Raw genomic sequence first — 16,721 nt, forward strand, 5'->3', positions numbered from 1 at the left:
AAGGAGTTTCATCCGTGCATTCTTTTGATCTCGTCACCGCCCCCTGGATTCCGGTGCTCTCTGCATCGGGTGTTCGCGACGTGGGCCTGGCAGACGCGTTCAGCGAGGACATCGCTGCGCTGGCCACCGGTGATTCCTACGAAGACGTCGCACTCTTGCGGCTGATGATCGCCATCGCCGTTGCCGCTGACGCTGAATCGCTGCACCCCGCACAGTGGGTGCGTAACCACACCGGCGATTTCGACCTCTTCCACCCGCAGCGGCCATTCGCGCAGAACGCGGACATGCTCCGCTTCATCGATGCGGGCAAGACGAACCCGATCGCCGACCTGTCCTACCGTCACGGCGGTACCGGCAAAGCCGCGGCCAACATGTTCCACAGCCACAGCGGCATCACGTTGACCCCCGCAGAAACCGCCCGCCAGCTCGTGGTGCGCCAGTGCTTCTCCGTGCCCGGCATCCAGCCGTTTCTGGGCAATCTGTTTCCCGCGCAGAAGCATCCGGGCACCGGGAAGATGGAGACCGTATTGCCCAGCATCGCCGCCGAGGGAACGGCCGGCACGCTGGCATGGATCGAGGACGGTGACCTGCCCTCGACGCTGGCCGCCAACGTCGCCGCGGTGCGCGGCCGCCCGCTGGGCACATTCCACTTCACCTGGACGCACGGACACCCGCCGGTGTATCTGCACCCCGAGGGCGTCCTCGACGGGCTGACCTACTTGGCGCGCTCCATCTACGTGGAGCCGGGAACGGAAGTCACCCGCGCCATGGTCTGCAACGGTGTGCGCTGGCCGGCCGACAAGGACAAGCTCGGCTACACCGAGGACATGGATCCCGAGCTGAAACCGTTCGCGCTCTACCTGATCAGCAGCGAAGAGCACAACGCTGCCAAGCGCGCGACGGAACGGATCGTCAAAGCGGCCAAGGCCGGCAAGAAAGCGAAGCCGGTTGCGCCGAAAACGTTTCCGCGCAGGAACTATTCGTCCTCGATGGGCCGGACGGCGTGGCGCACCCTGTTGCGGGGCCTGGTCGACCAGCAGCCGCCGTCGGCAGTGCTCTCGGCTGCCCGACCGGGCCAGACGCTGCGCACCGCAGGCATCGGCACATCCAACCAGTCGCGCATCGACGGGCTGTTCGTCGCCTCCCTGCCCGCCCCCGCCGAGGGGGTCGACCCCGCGGCGATCAACGCCGCGGTGGAGCACCACGTCGCGCGTCACGTCGAGATGGTGGCCGTGTCGCGCAACCTGCGCGGCCGCTCCGCAGCCGTCGAATCAGAGAAGGACATCCGGCGTGCGCTGGAGGGGCAGATCACTTCGGTGCTCGACGCGCAGATGTACCCGCACGTGTGCGCCGCCCTGCGCGGCGAGTGCGCGCTGTCGGACTTGGAACTCCGGCTGGCAGCGATCAGCGAGGCCGCCGGAGGTGCCGCCGTGGCCGGTATGGCGCCCGCACGCCCCGAAGCCGCGTCCCAGCTGCGTCGCATCCGCGACGCGCGCTGGAGCAAGAAACAGCGCGACGCAGCAGATCTCGCCGCCATCGTCGCCAAGAACACCGCCGAGAACACTTCCACCGGACAGGACAACAACTGATGACCACCGCCACCAACACCGACACTCGCGTTGAGAGCAGCAAGACCGATCCGGAACCCTCTCGCGAGGTCGCGTTCATCCGCCGGCTCATCGCCGCGCATCACAGTGGCGGCTCCGCGCAGCTGCGCCGCTGGCAGCCGGGGACCGTCGATGTCGCGATGATCGCGCTGACCCAGGACGCCACCGTGCAGGAGTACCCGGCGTGGGCACTGACGGCCAAGCTGTTCGTGACGCTCAACACGAAAGACCCGACCAAAGAGCTGTTCGGCTACCGGGGCACCGGGATCGGGAAGTGGGCGTTCTTCTCGAAGCCGCGCCTGGACTCGGGGGCACCCAATCCGCAGGCCGAGCGGATCCTCAACGCGCTCATCCGGGCGCAGACCTTCGAAGCCCTTGACCAGGCGATGACCGCGCTGGCGCGGATGACCACCGACACGCTCCCCGGATGGTTCCGTGTCCTCGACGAGCTGACGCAGTGGTGTGACCCTCAGCGCCGCGACGCCGTGCGCTACCGGTGGGCCCAGGACTTCCACACCCCCTACAAGCGCGCCCCGAAAAACAAAGACACGTCCACAGGCGAGGACACGACCGGCAAGTCAGACGTGTCCGACACGGTGCCCGGCGAGACCACCGACGGCCTCACCGCGACCTAGCGAAAACCGTTCTGCACCTGCAGAACCGAAACAGCACCACCGCACGTATTTCGTTCCACACCTGCACGTCACCCCCTGATAAGAGAGAAGGATTCACCATGTCCGCATCCACCCCGGCCACCACCGTGACCACCCCCGCGGCCAAGATCATCATCAACGTCCACGCGCTGCATCCGCTGGCCGGGTCGCTGCTCAACCGCGACGACACCGGCGCACAGAAGACCATCACCGTGGGCGGCACGCTGCGCACCCGCATCTCGTCACAGTGCTGGAAGCGCGCGGCTCGTTTGCAGCTGCGCGATCACGCGGTGGCGCAGGGCGCGTTCGCCGTGCGCACCAACCACCTGCCCGGGATGGTCGCCGACGCCCTGCTCGCCAGCGGCGCCGTCGAGGACATCGAAGACGCGCGGTTCCGCACCGTGGCCGTGTTCGAGGCGATGGGCTTCAGTCTCAAGACTGAGACGATCAGCGTGAACTCGACGTTCGTTCACCGCGCCACCCCCGCCAAGCTCGCCGCGCTGATCGCCGGGCACCCTGATGGCATCACCTACACCGCCGCGACTGACGACAAGCCGAGCAAGGCCGTCGTGTCTAAGGAGCTTCGGGCCGGATTCGAGGCACTGTTCGACGTCAACGGCGCCATCGACCTTGCGCTGTTCGGCAGCTTCCTGGCGACGAAGTCGATGGGCAAGCGTATCGACGGCGCGGTGTCGTTCAACCACGCCTACAGCGTCGACCCCGCCCGGATCATCGACGACTTTTTCACCGCGGTCGATGATGATCCGGGCGGTGTCGCGGCACGCGCCGCCGGTGGGGACACCGACGAAGACGACGACGACAGCAACGGTCGCGGCGCCGCGCCCAACAACATCGGCGTGAGCGACCTGTCCGCGCAGGTCTACTACCGCACGATGAGCCTCGATGTGCATCATCTGCGCCGCCTGCTCGGCGGGGACGCCGAACTCACCGCCGCGACCATCGGTGCCGCGATCGAGTCGTTCGTCACCTCGCTGCCGGCGGCCAAGCAGACCAGCACCAACGCGGCCACCCGCCCGTCGCTGGTGGTGGTAACCGTCGGGGACGCCCGCCTGAGCGCCGACAACGCGTTCACCCGCGCAATCACCGGCGACAACGTCGTCGCCGACGCCACCGGACGGCTGTTCACCCAGCTGGACTTCGCCGCCCGGTTCGGCGCGGCCCAGCACACCGTGGTGCTCGCCGGTGACGCGGATGTCCTCGGCCAGATCCCTGACGCAGGGGACTTCCGGGCTCCGCTGGCCGCGGTCGACACCCTCGACGAACTGGTCTCCACCGTGCAGGGCCAGATCGACACCCTGGACGCAGCATGAGCACCGCGGTGGTCGGCATCCGTCTGGAAGCCGCGATGCAGGCGTGGGCGCTGGCAGCGCGCGGAACACACCGCGACTGCTACGCCCGCCCCACCAAGTCCGGGGTTATCGGTCTGGTCGCCAACGCACTTGGCCGCGACTTCGCCGACCCGATCGGCGATCTGGCCGCGCTGCGGTTCGGTGTCCGGGTCGATCGCCCCGGACAGCTGGAGATCGACTACCACACCAGCGGCGGTGGCCGGCATCAGGCGCTGCCCCGTGAGGTGGTGTGGTCAGCCGGTGCCGGTGACCCGACCGACCCGGCATTCCTGGTCTACGAGACGGTGAAGAACCCGACTCCGGGCCCCGGATGGAACATGAAGGGGGTCAGCGGCGACACCTACGTGACGATCGACCGCTACCTGGCCGACGCGTCGTTCCTTGCGGCGCTGGAAGGCCCGTCGGCGCTGATCGCCCAGATCGGTGAGGCGCTGCTGTCCCCGGCGCGGGCGGTGTTCCTGGGGCGCAGGGCGTACGGTCCGGCGACCTCGCTGCTGGAGGGGGTGCGCGAAGCGAGCATCGAAGAGCTGTTCGCCGACACCGTCGAGGAAGCCGCCGAACGGACAGGTAACGCCGTGTTCGACGCCTACGTCGAGCCGCGTCACGGGGCGCGGGGGAACGTCATCTCCGATCAGCCGGTGTCGTTCGACGGCCCGATCCGGCGCAGCGCTCGTTTCGAGAACCAGTACACGCTGACCGCTGCGGCCGCGGCTGACCGTCGCGATGTGGGCGGCCCCGTCGCGAGCCCCGACCGCGATGACGTATTCGATACCGCTTTCGCAGAAAGGAATTGACCGTGAATGCCTCCGGCGCCGGGCAGGGCGTCCCCGTCCTGCGCACCTACCTGGAGTTCGATCCCGAACACCCGGTCACCCACGCACTGTTGACCGACGCCCACAAAGGGCACCGGATCACCATGGCACCGTTCGCGTACGCGATGCAGTCGAGAGACTTCTTCACCGGCGCGACCGGCCACGCCGATCACCGGTCGGCCCACAACATCCTGTGGGCGGTCAACACGCAGGGGATCGCCGGTGTCGGCTCCGGAATCCGTACCCACAGAGGGGAGTTCGCCCCTGCTCCGCGCGTGCGGATGATGATGCAGAGCGACATCGAGCCGCGCTTCGATCACCACCTGTGCGCCGATCTCAACGACGCACTTCTCACCGACCCGGTGTCGCGGCGGTACGTTCCGCGCACCGATGCCGGCACGGTGATCGAGTACCAGGTGGTCGTCAATCCGCGCCAGAACACCCGCATCCGCGTCCCCGGCCGCGATAAGCCCATCAACCGCACCACGACCCCCCGCGGCGAATCCCAGATCCAGGGCTGGTGGGTCCGCAAAGCCATCGCGGCTGGGCTCTCGCCGGTCGAGGACCCGATCCTCGACGAGCCGGGGGAGCGGACTCTGCGCAAGCACGGAGACGACCCCGGAAAGGCCCGCATCACGCATGTGCGGCTGACAGGCAAGGCGATGATCACCGACCCGTCCGCGTATGCCGAAGCGGCGCACGTCGGAATCGGATCGGGACGCTCCTATGGTTGCGGTCTGTTGCTGACCCGCTGACCGGTGGATGCGCAGCCGTTTGACAACTGAACAGTGAACCACCAACTCCGCCACGGTCAGCATGGAACCGTGGCGGAGATGGATCCCCTGATGCGTGGCGCCTCCTTTCTCAGGAGAATCACAGCATTTCAGGTAACAGAATGATAACGACGACAGAACTGATGCTGGTCAGCTTCTGTTTCCCCCGCGTAGGCGGGGATTGATCCGCCGCCCGAGTGTCGTCACGGCGTGCAATGATGGTTTCCCCCGCGTAGGCGGGGATTGATCCCATGGGTTGTCGGTTTTCTGACAATGGCCGGTGTTTCCCCCGCGTAGGCGGGGATTGATCCCGGAGCGGGTGCCGCCCGCGTTCGAGGACATCAGTTTCCCCCGCGTAGGCGGGGATTGATCTAGTTCATCTGCCCGACCGACCAGCTCGCTCTTGTTTCCCCCGCGTAGGCGGGGATTGATCCCACTGTCAGTGCTGGCCGCGCCTCGCCCGCAGGTTTCCCCCGCGTAGGCGGGGATTGATCTACCGCCATCAAATGTTCCAGCGGCTCGCCGTCGTTTCCCCCGCGTAGGCGGGGATTGATCCGGGAGCAGCCCGCGACTGGTCAGCATGGCCTTGGTTTCCCCCGCGTAGGCGGGGATTGATCCCTTGGAGCATGTCTGCGGGGCGGATAGCCTCCTGTTTCCCCCGCGTAGGCGGGGATTGATCCCCGAATTCGCGCATTTGGACTGCCGATCTTCTGTTTCCCCCGCGTAGGCGGGGATTGATCCGGTCAGCGACCCGATGTGAAGGCACTGTATGAGTTTCCCCCGCGTAGGCGGGGATTGATCTGAGGTGGGCGCGTGGCTCGATGATCAGCTTTCGTTTCCCCCGCGTAGGCGGGGATTGATCCGGACACATGACCAAGACGACAAGGAGCACAACGTTTCCCCCGCGTAGGCGGGGATTGATCCTCGCACCCGCGCTGCGTGATCTCGGCGCAAAGGTTTCCCCCGCGTAGGCGGGGATTGATCCATACCGATGCTGGCAGTCGTGCGCAACGATGGAGTTTCCCCCGCGTAGGCGGGGATTGATCCGAAATGTAGACCAAGGATTTCGGGTCGCACGCGGTTTCCCCCGCGTAGGCGGGGATTGATCCGACCGTGGCCGCCTCGTCTTCGGAACCGCTTCGGTTTCCCCCGCGTAGGCGGGGATTGATCCGCATCGCGCGGAATCAGCGCTCGGAGATCGCGCTTCCCCGCGTAGGCGGGGATTGATCCACCGAGACCGCCGCGGGCACCGACGCGATGCGGTTTCCCCCGCGTAGGCGGGGATTGATCCGACACATGCGGACCGTGCGAAATGTGGCTCCGGTTTCCCCGCGTAGGCGGGGATCGCGCTGCGGCCTTTTACCGGCACCGCGGTGCCGGTAAAGCGGGCCTGCACGCGCCGTGCGCCGTCGTGTGCCGGTGTCGGCGGCGATGCTGGCTACCGTGGCCAAGACACCGCGCATACATCTGCCTACCGCCTCTGCCCGGATCGGAATCCTCACACTGGAGCGGGCACGGATCGCCGTCGAAGGCGGGACCGTCGTCGCGCACACCGGTGATGTGGTGTTGGCACTGCCGACGCACACTCTCACCGCGCTGTTTCTTGGGCCGGGCACGACCCTGACCCACCGCGCAGCAGCGGATCTCGCCGATGCCGGCGTCACCGTGGTGTGGACCGGCTCCGGTGCGGTCCGTGCCTACAGCACAGTGACGCCGCTTGCGGTGCGCGCCCAGTTGCTCCATCGGCAGGTCAGTGCGTGGGCCGACCGCCAGCAGCGACTGACGGTGGCCCGGAGGCTGTATGCCCTGCGGTTTCCCGATGATGCCGCGGCGCAGCTGCTCACGATGGAGGAGTTGCGGTCCGCCGAAGGGCGCCGGGTCCGCGACCGGTACCGCGACGCCGCCGCCGAGCACGGCCTTACGTGGGTGCGCCGCGACACCGACTGGGACCGCAGTGACGATTTGAACCGTGCCATCACCACGGCGTATCAGGCGCTGTACGGGGCGGCGCTGGCCGCGATCCAGGCACTAGGCCTGCACCCGGGTCTCGGGTTCATCCACACCGGAAATGCGCATGCGTTCAGCTACGACATCGCCGACCTGCACAAAACAGAGCTGGGCCTGGACACCGCCGTCGCGGCGTACCTGAACACGGCTCCAGGCGGTGTGGAGCGCGCCACCCGGCGTGCGATGAACCACGCGATGGCCCAGAACCACACCGTGGCGGCGATGATCGGCGCACTGCACAGGCTGTTTGCCGGGGAGGATGCCGATGTCTTTAACCTCACCGTCGACGATCTGGAGTTGTTCGACCTGCGCGGCAACGTGCCTGCGAACACCAACTACGCCGACACCGTGGACGTCCCATTCTGATCACCATCTGCTGCGGAGGAAATTCGCAGCTGATGCACTCGCTGCGGCGCACGCTCACGCAGATCGGCACAGGTGTGTTCGTTGGTGACGTCAACCGTCGCGTGTTGGAGCACCTGACTGCGACCGCCGAAGCGGCTGTTTCTCGAGATGGCGGATGGGCGACGATCGTGTCGCCCTCGCACGCCCCACAGGGATTCGACATTGTCACTTACGGTCGCGATCCGCTAGTCGAGATGGACGGTATCCGACTCGCGGTGCTCAGGAGTATCACAGAAGACTAGCCCGGATTTTTCGTGGTTTGTTGCTGGTGAGGGTGTGTAGATAAGCGAAAGTGCCTGTCCTGCAAGGAATAATCGGACTTGTCTAAGGTTCGGATCGTTCCAGCGGAAAGGCACCTCGCAGGTGAAGAATATCGCGACCACATCACGGGTGAAAGTGTCCGCCGACGGCCATGGCGTCGTGTCGCATGCCGGGATGGCCATGCTGCGCGAACTCGCCGACTGGACCGGGCTATCGACGCAGGTGACCGCCGCGTTGGCCGACACCTACCGCGGCCCGTGGGTGTATGCGCCCGGGGAGGTGTTCGCCGACCTGGCGGCCGCGGTCGCCGACGGCGCCGATTGCATCGACGCCGTCGGCCAGTTGTGCGGGGATCGTGAGCACGCCTTCGGCGCGAAAGCCTCCACCACCACGATGTGGCGACTGGTCGATGAGCGCATCGACGCCGCCCACCTACCCGCAGTGCGAGCAGCGCGCGCCGCGGCGCGCGCGGCGGCCTGGGCCGCCGGAGCCGCACCCACCGGCGATGACTGGCTGCACATCGACATCGATGCCACCCTGGTCATCGATCACTCCGACAACAAGCACGGCGCGGCCCCGACCTGGAAGAAAACGTTCGGCCTGCACCCGCTGCTGGCGTTTCTGGACCGCCCCGAGATCGCCGGCGGGGAAGCTCTGGCCGGGCTGCTGCGCACCGGTAACGCCGGCTCCAACACCGCCAGTGATCACATCATCGTCCTGGCCCAGGCACTGGCCGCCCTTGCGCCGGTGTGTCGGCCCGACCCCGCCACTCCCGACAACCCTGAAGCACCCAAGGTGTTGGTGCGCTGCGACACCGCCGGAGCCACCCACAAGTTCGCCGACGCCTGCCGCGAACAGGGGGTGGGGTTCTCCTTCGGCTACCCCGTCGATGCCCGCGTGCAGGACGCGGTGGACACCCTCAACCTCGGCCAATGCTGGTACCCGGCGATCGACACCGACGGTGGTATCCGTGACGGCGCCTGGATCGCTGAGGCCACCGACCTGGTCAACCTGGACTCCTGGCCACCGGGCACCCGACTGATCCTGCGCAAAGAACGCCCCCACCCCGGCGCCCAATTGCGGTTCACCGACGCCGACGGGATGCGGGTCACCGCCTTCATCACCGACACACCACCCGGTGTCGTGGCCGGCCAAGTCGCCGGCCTGGAACTGCGCCACCGCCAGCACGCCCGCGTCGAAGACCGCATCCGCGAACTCAAAGCCACCGGCCTGCGTAACCTGCCGTGCCACTCGTTCTGGGCCAACGCCGCCTGGCTGGAAATCGTCCTTGCCGCCGCCGACCTGGTCACCTGGACACGACTGATCGGCTTCCGCACCGAGACCGGCCTGGCCCGCGCCGAAATCACCACCTTCCGCTACCGGGTCCTGCACGTGGCGGCCCGCATCACCCGCAGCGCCCGACAACTACGGCTACGCATCGATGCCACCTGGCGATGGGCGCACGCGATCGCCACCGCCTGGCAGACCATCCGCACCGCCTTCAGATAGAACTCCGGCCCACCCGACCCACCGACCACGAAAGACCAGGCCTTCGGGAAAGCCCGCCCCACCCGGCGACACGGGACGATCAACCACTCCACTACGCCGAAACCGCCACCCCGCAACACAATTCAGCAGCCGAACCGCACCCACATCAACTTCGATGCAAAATCCGGGCTAGGCAACAAAACGATAACGTCTATTGTGAAGCTGCAGAACATGTTTCGGATTCCTCCGGTGGGCAGGGATTGATCCCACAGCAGTTCCTCTACCACCTCGGGTCGGCGTTGCCCCGCGTAGGCGGGGATTGATCCTGACCGACGGCGCGACGGCTTTGGCTGCTGCCGTTTCCCCCGCGTAGGCGGGGATTGATCCTTCCCAGCGCGTGTCGACCGCGTGGAGGGTGTGTTTCCCCGCGCAGGCGGGGATTGATCTGTCGAGACTCCTAGTACGGTCCCGATTTCCAGGTTTCTCCCGCGTAGGCGGGGATTGATCCTGACCCGCGAGCACTTCATCACTGACGAGGTTGTTTCCCCCGCGTAGGCGGGGATTGATCCGCGTTGGAAACGTATCTGCACCGGTTGACCGCTATTTCCCCCGCGTAGGCGGGGATTGATCCGTCACCGACGGCGAGCGCTCCGGCAACAGCAGTTTCCCCCGCGTAGGCGGGGATTGATCCTCGGATTCGGACATTGGACGGGCGGGGCTGAAGTTTCCCCGCGTAAGCGGGGATTGATCTGCGCGACACCGCGCTGACGCTGAGCCCGACCTGTTTCCCCGCGTAGGCGGGGATTGATCCGCGCCCGGCCTCACCGAGGCGGGTACGCCGATGTTTCCCCGCGTAGGCGAGGATTGATCCACAGACGGTCGGCACCTGCGGCTGGGAGTCGACTTTCCCCGCGTAAGGCGGGGATTAATCCGGCCTGGTCGCCAAAGCTGACACCAGCGGCAGGTTTCCCCGCGTAGGTGTCAATGGCCAAGTGGAAGTCCCCGCTGGTGGCCGGATAAAAGTCCCCACCCCGTGTGGTGATTTCTAGTTTTGTGGGGCGGCCTCCTTGCGGTGGTGGGCGTCTTTCATCCGGTAGGAGTCGCCGTCGGTGATGACGACGGTGGCGTGGTGCAGGAGCCGGTCGAGGATGCTGACCGCTGTGGTGTGCTCGGGCAGGAATCGGCCCCATTCTTGGAATGGCCAGTGTGATCCGATGGCCAGGGATCGGCGTTCGTAGGCGCCGGCGACGAGCCGGAATAATAGTTGCGTGGCGGTGTCATCGAGTGGTGCGAAGCCCAGTTCGTCGAGGATGATCAGATCGACCCGCAGCAGGGATTCGATGATCTTGCCGACAGTGTTATCGGCCAGGCCGCGGTAGAGGGTTTCCACAAGATCGGCGGCGGTGAAGTAGCGGACCTTGTGCCCGGCGTGGATGGCGGCGACGCCCAGCCCGATCAGGGTGTGCGACTTGCCTGTGCCGGCGGGTCCGATGATGGCCAGGTTCTGTTGTGTGCGAACCCATTCCAGACTGGATAGGTAGTCGAACACCTTCGGCTGGATCGAAGAGTCGGCCACGTCGAACGACTCGAGTGTCTTGGTCACTGGGAAGCCGGCGGCCTTGAGCCGGTTGACGACGTTGGAGGCATCCCGGGCCGCGAGTTCGGTCTCGACCAGGGTCCGCAGCACCTCCTCGGGGGTCCAGCGCTGGGTCTTCGCGGTGATCAGCACTTCGGGTGCGGTGCGGCGGATCGCGGCCAGCTTGAGTCGGCGCAATCCTGCGTCGAGATCGGCCGAAAGCGGCGGAACTGACAGCGGTGCAACGGTTTTAGCGGCTTTAGATGCAGCGGTCACGATGTGACCCCACCGTCGGCAGCGGGTGTGACCGTATAGGCATCCAAGGACCGCGTCGGGGCGATCGGGAGGTCCAGGATCAACGCGTCACCGGCGGGGCGGGGTTGCGGTGTTCCCGCGCCGGCAGCCAGGATAGAGCGCACGTCAGCGGCACGGAACCGCCGAAATGCCACCGCCCGGCGCAACGCCGCGGTCAAGGCGTCGGTGCCGTGCGCGGCACCCAACCCGAGCAGGACCTCCAACTCAGAGCCCAGTCGGGTGTTGCCGATCGCTGCCGCCCCGACCAAGAACGCCTCGGCATCCGCGCCCAGAGCGCAGAACTGCTGCTCAGTCGTTGTCCGAGGTCGCGGCCCCCGATGCGGTGCTGGTCGTGGCCCGTCGTAGTGCGCGTCCAGGATCGAGGCACTGCCCGGCGCGGTGAGTTCGTGCTCGGCCACGACTGTCCCGGTGGCGGGTTCGACCAGGCAGACCGCGCCGTGATCGAGCACCACCGCCACGCTGGACCCGATCAGCCGGGTCGGCACCGAGTAGCGGGCCGAGGCATACCGGATACATGACAGTCGGTCGACCTTGCGCAGCACCGAGGGTGCCCCGATCCGCAACCGCAGTGACGGTAGCGGTTGCAGCAGTTCACGTTCAACGATCAGACGCTCGACGGGAATGGCGCAGATCTCCGAATGCAGCGCGTCGTTGACCTCGGCGCACCACGCCCTGGCCGCCGTGTTGGCGGCCCGCAGATCGACACCGCGGCCCGCGATGGCGGCCTCGGTTAACAACGGGACGGCCAGGTCACGTTGGGCGTAACCGCACAAGTTCTCCACGATCCCCTTCGATTCGGGATCCGATGCGTGGCAGAAGTCCGGTGCGAACCCGTAATGGCCGGCCAGTCGCACATATTCGGCGGTCGGGATCGCCACGTTGGCGACCACCCCGCCCTTGAGGCATGCCATCCGATCTGCCAGGACCCGGGCCGGCACGCCGCCGATCGCGTTGAACGTTTCAGCGATCAACGCCAACGTGGTGGAGGCTTTCTGGTCGGTGGCGAACGCGACGAACCGCCACCGCGAGAACGCCAGCACCGCGCAGAACAGGAACAATCCCGGCGCGGCCTGGGCCCAGTCGATGACCAGGTACTCACCCGGTGACCACACCGCCGGGCGTCGACCCCGATGATGCTCATTGCGCCACAACACTTTCGCCTCGGCGACCAGTCGGCGGAAGTTGCGGGCAGACCCCTCGTATCCGGCGGCCCGGGCAATCGGCAGCATCCGCTTGGCCGACATCCGACCCTGGGACTTCGCGACACGTTCGGCGACCAGATCGGTCACCGCGTCGTAGTTGTGGGCTCGCTGCGCCCGTGGCGGTGCGTTATCGCCGGCTTCGAACTTCCTCACGATCCGTTTGACGGTCTTGGGGGTGGTGTGGCAGAGGTCGGCAGCACCTCGGTACGACCCGACTTGTTGGTAGGCGGAAATGATGTCCATGCGGTCCTTCGCAGACTTCAATGGAACTCCCCGGTGGTGGTGGCGTTTGGTTGGCACCTTCACCGTCACCATCGGGGCCCACAGTTCCTGATCGACACGACGAACACGGGGTGGGGACTTTTATCTGGCCACCAGCGGGGACCTCTACTTGGCCACCAGCGGGTACTTTTTCATGGCCACGGACAGTAGGCGGGGATTGATCCGAAACCGTCCTCACCAACGCCTACCAAGGCCAGTTTCCCCGCGTAGGCGGGGATTGATCCGTTCCGCAAATGGCTGCGGAGCGCGGCGCGTCCGTTTCCCCGCGTAGGCGGGGATTGATCCAACAGCGCGCAGCACTTCTCAGCGGTCCACGAGTTTCCCCGCGTAGGTGGGGATTGATCCGACTCCCTCGAACTGCCGCCGAAGGTCTCCGGGATTCCCCGGTAGGCGGGGATTGATCCGTCCCGGGCCCACCCACACCCGGCCTCCCGCCGTTTCCCCGCGTATGCGGGGATTGATCCCAGCAACCGCGACGGGCCAAGCAGCACGCCGAGGTTTCCCCGCGTAGGCGGGGATTGATCCCAGCGTCTGCCCGCACCGCAGCAGTTCGGCAGGTTTCCCCGCGTAGGCGGGGATTGATCCAGCGCTGTGATTTACGTGGATGCCCCGCTGCCGTTTCTCCCGCGTAGGCGGGGATTGATCCTCTGCGAGATCCTTCACCGCGAGCGCGCCCAGGTTTCCCGCATCGGCGGGGATTGATCCGTGGCCGCTGCCGCCGCGCGTCTCGAAGCAGGGTTTCCCCGCGTAGGCGGGGATTGATCCGGAGCGGGTGATTGCTGTGCACGTGACGACGTTGTTTCCCCCGCGTCGGCGGGGATTGATCCCGCGACCGTTCCGGCCCCGCCGCTGGCGCGATGTTTCCCCGCGTAGGCGGGGATTGATCCACCGCGTTACCGGTGCACCGCCGGACGAGATCGTTTCCCCCGCGTAGGCGGGGATTGATCCCAGCGGCTACGGCGGCTGAAATCGCAGGTACCAGTTTCCCCGCGTAGGTGGGGATTGATCCTGAAAGAAGAGGGAGAACCGCCGGGCTCGCGCGTTTCCCCCGCGTAGGCGGGGATTGATCCGTCACCGACGGCGAGCGCTCCGGCAACAGCAGTTTCCCCCGCGTAAGGCGGGGATTGATCCAGCTTCGCCAACAAGTCGTCGCGCACCGACGCGGTTTCCCCGCGTAGGCGGGGGTTGATCTGACTGGTTCGGAGATGTGGTCATGTCGCTGTTGTTTCCCCGCGTAGGCGGGGATCTATCTCAGGCCGAGTGTGCCTCCCCTCGCGGGGATCGATCTATCGGCAACGCCGCGGTCCCGAATGGTCCTGAGCAGCCACTGTCACGTCCCTGACAACTTTGTGCTTCCGCTGTTGTCGGCGTGTCGGTCCGCGCGGGTAGGTGCGCGGGACCGGCGGCTGATGGACTCACCGCGCCCGGCCTACCCGAGGAGAAGCGATGTCTGTCACCACGTCACGAGCAGCTGCGCAGGCGGCGATGTTTCTGGAGGGCCGCAGTGCCGATGATCTCGGTTGGCCCGACCGCGACTGTGTGGCACGGCAGTTCGCCGCGGCGGTGCTGACCGGTCTCGGTCCCGAGCAGTGGGGCGCCGATCCGGTCACGTGGTGCATTGAGGTGCTGGAGCCGGCCATCGAGCGCCGCATTCCCGGTCCCCACGACGATCTACGTGCGTTGGGCTGGCCGCACACTCCGACAGTCGCGGCCAACCTCGTGCAGTGGCTCGTCGACGACGGAATCCTGGCCGAAAACGACGGATGAGCAGCGCCGTTGGATGAGTGTTCGCACTTGTCGGTGCTCGCATGTATTCTCTAAAACAGAGAACGACCCACACCCTAAACAGGAGTTTTGACGATGCGCCTTCCCGCCCCCGCCTCCACGCTGGTCACCGCTGGCGACGCCGCCGACGCCGCGCCGACGATGGCAAGTCGCGTGGACCCCGAAGGCGCGCGGCGCATGATGGACATCCTCATCAACCTCTACGCCGACCGCCGCCTGGCCGTAGTCCGCGAGTACGTCTCCAATGCCGTGGACGCCACCCGCGTCGCAGGCAGCACCGCGCCGGTGCGCGTCACCAGCCCCACCGAGCTGGAACCCAACCTCGTCGTCGCCGACACCGGTGTCGGGATGTCGGCAGCCGAGGTCGAAGACACGTTCCTGGCGTTCGCCGCCTCCACCAAGCGCGACAGCAACGACCAGATCGGCGGACTCGGTGTCGGCGCGAAATCCGCTCTGACCCTTGCTGAATCATTCCTGGTGGACACCGTGAAGGCAGGGCGTCGCACCCTGGTGCGCGCCGCACGTGACCTGACCCATCAGGTGCTGCTGGCCGACTCGCCCTCCGACCTGCCCAACGGCACCACGATCACCATCGCAGTGGAGGTCGCCGGCCAGCTCGACACGTGGAACACAGTCATCACCGAGGTGGCGTCCGCACACCCCGCAGGGGCGGTGCTGGTGGACGGCAAGCCAGTCGCGAGCCTGACCGGCGGACTGCGCTGGATCGGCCCCGTCGGCTGCCTGCGCGCCGGTGCTCGCACCGTCGCCGTGCTTTCCGGCGGCACCCTGTTCAGCGCGGTCCCCGAGGTCACCAACCGGGTGCTCGGCGCGACCAAGTTGCAGGGCGCGGTCATCGAACTGCCCATCGGTTCGTTCGACCACACCCCGAGCCGTGAGTCGGTGGTCGCCACCGAACGCACGATGGCCGCGGTGGACGCCGCGCTGGCCGAGTTCGCCGTCCTCTACGCCGACCTGGCTGAGCAGGTGGCGACCCTGGCGCTGACCGACGTGCACGCTGCGGCCACCCTGCGCGCCAGCGTCCTGGGTGACGTGGCCCGCGCCGATCTGCTGCCGGTCCCGTTCCACGCGGCTGTGCCCGCCGGCGCGGGTGTGCGGCACGGGTCGGAGAAGGGACGGCGCACCCAGCGCCGCCGCTGGAAGATCGCCGGAGAAGACGAGGTGGTGTTCACCGCGCTCTCAGCTGAGCGTGCGCTCAAAGACGTTGTGGTGGTGACCGATGTGCCAGCACGGCGCGGCCTGCGCAGCTTCGCCACGATGATGGCCGACACACACCCCGAGGCGCGGTGGGTGGTCCCCATCGTCGAAGGCCAGGACCGTGTCGAGTTGCCCATCCTGGGTGAGGGCGACACCGACACCGGACAGGTATGGCCGATCAGCGCCGACACCCCTGGCGTCACCGTCTACAGCTTCACCGAGTGGCTGGCCGCCACCGCGACCACGCGCGCCCCGCGCAGCGGTCTGGCCGGATACATGACGATGCGCGTCATCAGCGATGACCGCCCACAGCACCAGGAGCTGTTGACCGGAGCAGAGATCGCCGCGCTGGGACTGCCGGTCTTCTACCTCGAAGAGGACTGCGGCCGCACCTACGACCAGCGCATCGCCGGGTCCAACGCGGTGGCCGTATACCTCGGTCGCCGCAAGCCGGGGCCGCTGCTGGCCGCAGTGCCCGTCGCACAGACCTACCACGAATGGGCCAAGGCGCGGTTCGCCGCCGAGACCGTCGGGTGGACCGAGACCGAACTGGTCGCCGCTGCCATCGACTCTCAGTCCTACTGGCACGGCGACCGCGTTCGCCTCACGCTGGCCGCGACCGCCGCGTCGCAGGTGGACGCGACCCACCCGCTGCGCGCCGTGCTGACCCGGGCAGCGGAGATCGAAGCTGCGTGCAAGGCCGTACCGGCGGCGCACACCGCGGTGATGGAGCGCGCACGCAGCATCGGCCTGGCGGGCCAGTACATGCGCGAGGTCACCGACCTGTTGACGGCGATTCGGCGCGCGTACCCGCTGCTGGAGCATCTGCGCGGCTCTGCCTTCGACAACGAGAAGCAGGGATTCATCGACAATCTCGTGCACACCCCGCCGCGGATGCCCGCAACGTCCAGCTCCACCGCCGACGCCGCCTGACCGGCGCGGACGACCACACCCCGACAGACAAGGAAAC

At 66.9% G+C, this 16,721-nt stretch carries 12 protein-coding genes and 3 CRISPR repeat arrays; of the genes, 10 read left to right on the forward strand and 2 right to left on the reverse strand.

Going from position 1 to position 16,721, the window contains the following annotated elements:
* The first annotated feature begins 14 nt into the window (after window positions 1-14).
* The 8 genes from BN976_RS28860 to BN976_RS28895 all read left to right on the forward strand — a co-directional run bounded on the left by BN976_RS28860 (window position 15) and on the right by BN976_RS28895 (window position 9,397).
* Window positions 15-1,589 (forward strand): type I-E CRISPR-associated protein Cse1/CasA, encoded by a 1,575-nt coding sequence (locus BN976_RS28860; protein WP_158498053.1) that lies wholly within the window; start codon window positions 15-17, stop codon window positions 1,587-1,589.
* Window positions 1,589-2,242 carry a type I-E CRISPR-associated protein Cse2/CasB gene (gene casB, locus BN976_RS28865; protein ID WP_036376430.1) on the forward strand — a complete coding sequence of 218 codons (654 nt, stop codon included), beginning with the start codon at window positions 1,589-1,591 and terminating at the stop codon, window positions 2,240-2,242. Before BN976_RS28860 ends, casB begins: the two co-directional genes overlap by 1 nt.
* 98 nt (window positions 2,243-2,340) lie before the next feature.
* Window positions 2,341-3,591: a type I-E CRISPR-associated protein Cas7/Cse4/CasC gene (gene cas7e, locus BN976_RS28870; protein WP_036376433.1), complete on the forward strand. Its 1,251-nt coding sequence runs from the start codon at window positions 2,341-2,343 to the stop codon at window positions 3,589-3,591.
* Window positions 3,588-4,424, forward strand: coding sequence for a CRISPR-associated protein Cas5 (gene cas5 / locus BN976_RS28875; RefSeq protein WP_036376436.1), 837 nt, complete (start codon window positions 3,588-3,590; stop codon window positions 4,422-4,424). The genes cas7e and cas5 overlap by 4 nt, the downstream gene beginning before the upstream one ends.
* Window positions 4,425-4,426: 2 nt before the next feature.
* Entirely contained in the window at window positions 4,427-5,197 is a 771-nt protein-coding gene (locus BN976_RS32205; protein ID WP_051558621.1) for a type I-E CRISPR-associated protein Cas6/Cse3/CasE, read from the forward strand.
* Window positions 5,198-5,374: 177 nt separating this feature from the next.
* A CRISPR array of direct repeats spans window positions 5,375-6,565; the repeat unit is 28 nt; unit sequence GTTTCCCCCGCGTAGGCGGGGATTGATC.
* A gap of 93 nt (window positions 6,566-6,658) precedes the next feature.
* On the forward strand, window positions 6,659-7,588 hold the full coding sequence (gene cas1e / locus BN976_RS28885) for a type I-E CRISPR-associated endonuclease Cas1e (protein WP_158498054.1): 930 nt from the start codon (window positions 6,659-6,661) through the stop codon (window positions 7,586-7,588).
* 32 nt (window positions 7,589-7,620) lie between these two features.
* Window positions 7,621-7,869, forward strand: coding sequence for a type I-E CRISPR-associated endoribonuclease Cas2 (locus tag BN976_RS28890; RefSeq protein ID WP_036376439.1), 249 nt, complete (start codon window positions 7,621-7,623; stop codon window positions 7,867-7,869).
* A gap of 121 nt (window positions 7,870-7,990) precedes the next feature.
* Window positions 7,991-9,397, forward strand: a complete 1,407-nt coding sequence (locus tag BN976_RS28895) for an IS1380 family transposase (RefSeq protein WP_036368218.1) — start codon at window positions 7,991-7,993, stop codon at window positions 9,395-9,397.
* Between the two features lie 282 nt (window positions 9,398-9,679).
* Window positions 9,680-10,247: a CRISPR direct-repeat array (repeat unit 23 nt; unit sequence CCCGCGTAGGCGGGGATTGATCC).
* A 174-nt stretch (window positions 10,248-10,421) separates the two neighbouring features.
* Here the strand turns inward: BN976_RS28895 and istB are convergent.
* Window positions 10,422-11,228 carry an IS21-like element helper ATPase IstB gene (istB, locus tag BN976_RS28900; protein WP_036376442.1) on the reverse strand — a complete coding sequence of 269 codons (807 nt, stop codon included), beginning with the start codon at window positions 11,226-11,228 and terminating at the stop codon, window positions 10,422-10,424.
* Window positions 11,225-12,733, reverse strand: a complete 1,509-nt coding sequence (gene istA, locus BN976_RS28905; RefSeq protein ID WP_084182462.1) for an IS21 family transposase — start codon at window positions 12,731-12,733, stop codon at window positions 11,225-11,227. The genes istB and istA overlap by 4 nt, the downstream gene beginning before the upstream one ends.
* A 218-nt stretch (window positions 12,734-12,951) precedes the next feature.
* Window positions 12,952-13,822: a CRISPR direct-repeat array (repeat unit 24 nt; unit sequence CCCCGCGTAGGCGGGGATTGATCC).
* 375 nt (window positions 13,823-14,197) lie between these two features.
* On the opposite strand from istA, the gene BN976_RS28910 reads away from it, so the two are divergent.
* Window positions 14,198-14,518 carry a hypothetical protein gene (locus tag BN976_RS28910; RefSeq protein ID WP_145977998.1) on the forward strand — a complete coding sequence of 107 codons (321 nt, stop codon included), beginning with the start codon at window positions 14,198-14,200 and terminating at the stop codon, window positions 14,516-14,518.
* Window positions 14,519-14,611: 93 nt separating this feature from the next.
* Window positions 14,612-16,684: an ATP-binding protein gene (locus BN976_RS28915; RefSeq protein WP_235622172.1), complete on the forward strand. Its 2,073-nt coding sequence runs from the start codon at window positions 14,612-14,614 to the stop codon at window positions 16,682-16,684.
* Window positions 16,685-16,721: the final 37 nt, after the last annotated feature.

The sequence above is a fragment of the Mycolicibacterium austroafricanum genome, from assembly GCF_000612725.1.
GTDB lineage: Bacteria > Actinomycetota > Actinomycetes > Mycobacteriales > Mycobacteriaceae > Mycobacterium > Mycobacterium austroafricanum.

What these genes read in the sequence shown, in the direction of transcription:
- BN976_RS28915 (WP_235622172.1), top strand. Translation starts at nt 14,612, where the DNA reads ATGCGCCTTCCCGCCCCCGCCTCCACGCTGGTCACCGCTGGCGACGCC.
- BN976_RS28890 (WP_036376439.1), top strand. Translation starts at nt 7,621, where the DNA reads ATGCACTCGCTGCGGCGCACGCTCACGCAGATCGGCACAGGTGTGTTC.
- cas5 (WP_036376436.1), top strand. Translation starts at nt 3,588, where the DNA reads ATGAGCACCGCGGTGGTCGGCATCCGTCTGGAAGCCGCGATGCAGGCG.
- cas7e (WP_036376433.1), top strand. Translation starts at nt 2,341, where the DNA reads ATGTCCGCATCCACCCCGGCCACCACCGTGACCACCCCCGCGGCCAAG.
- casB (WP_036376430.1), top strand. Translation starts at nt 1,589, where the DNA reads ATGACCACCGCCACCAACACCGACACTCGCGTTGAGAGCAGCAAGACC.
- BN976_RS28910 (WP_145977998.1), top strand. Translation starts at nt 14,198, where the DNA reads ATGTCTGTCACCACGTCACGAGCAGCTGCGCAGGCGGCGATGTTTCTG.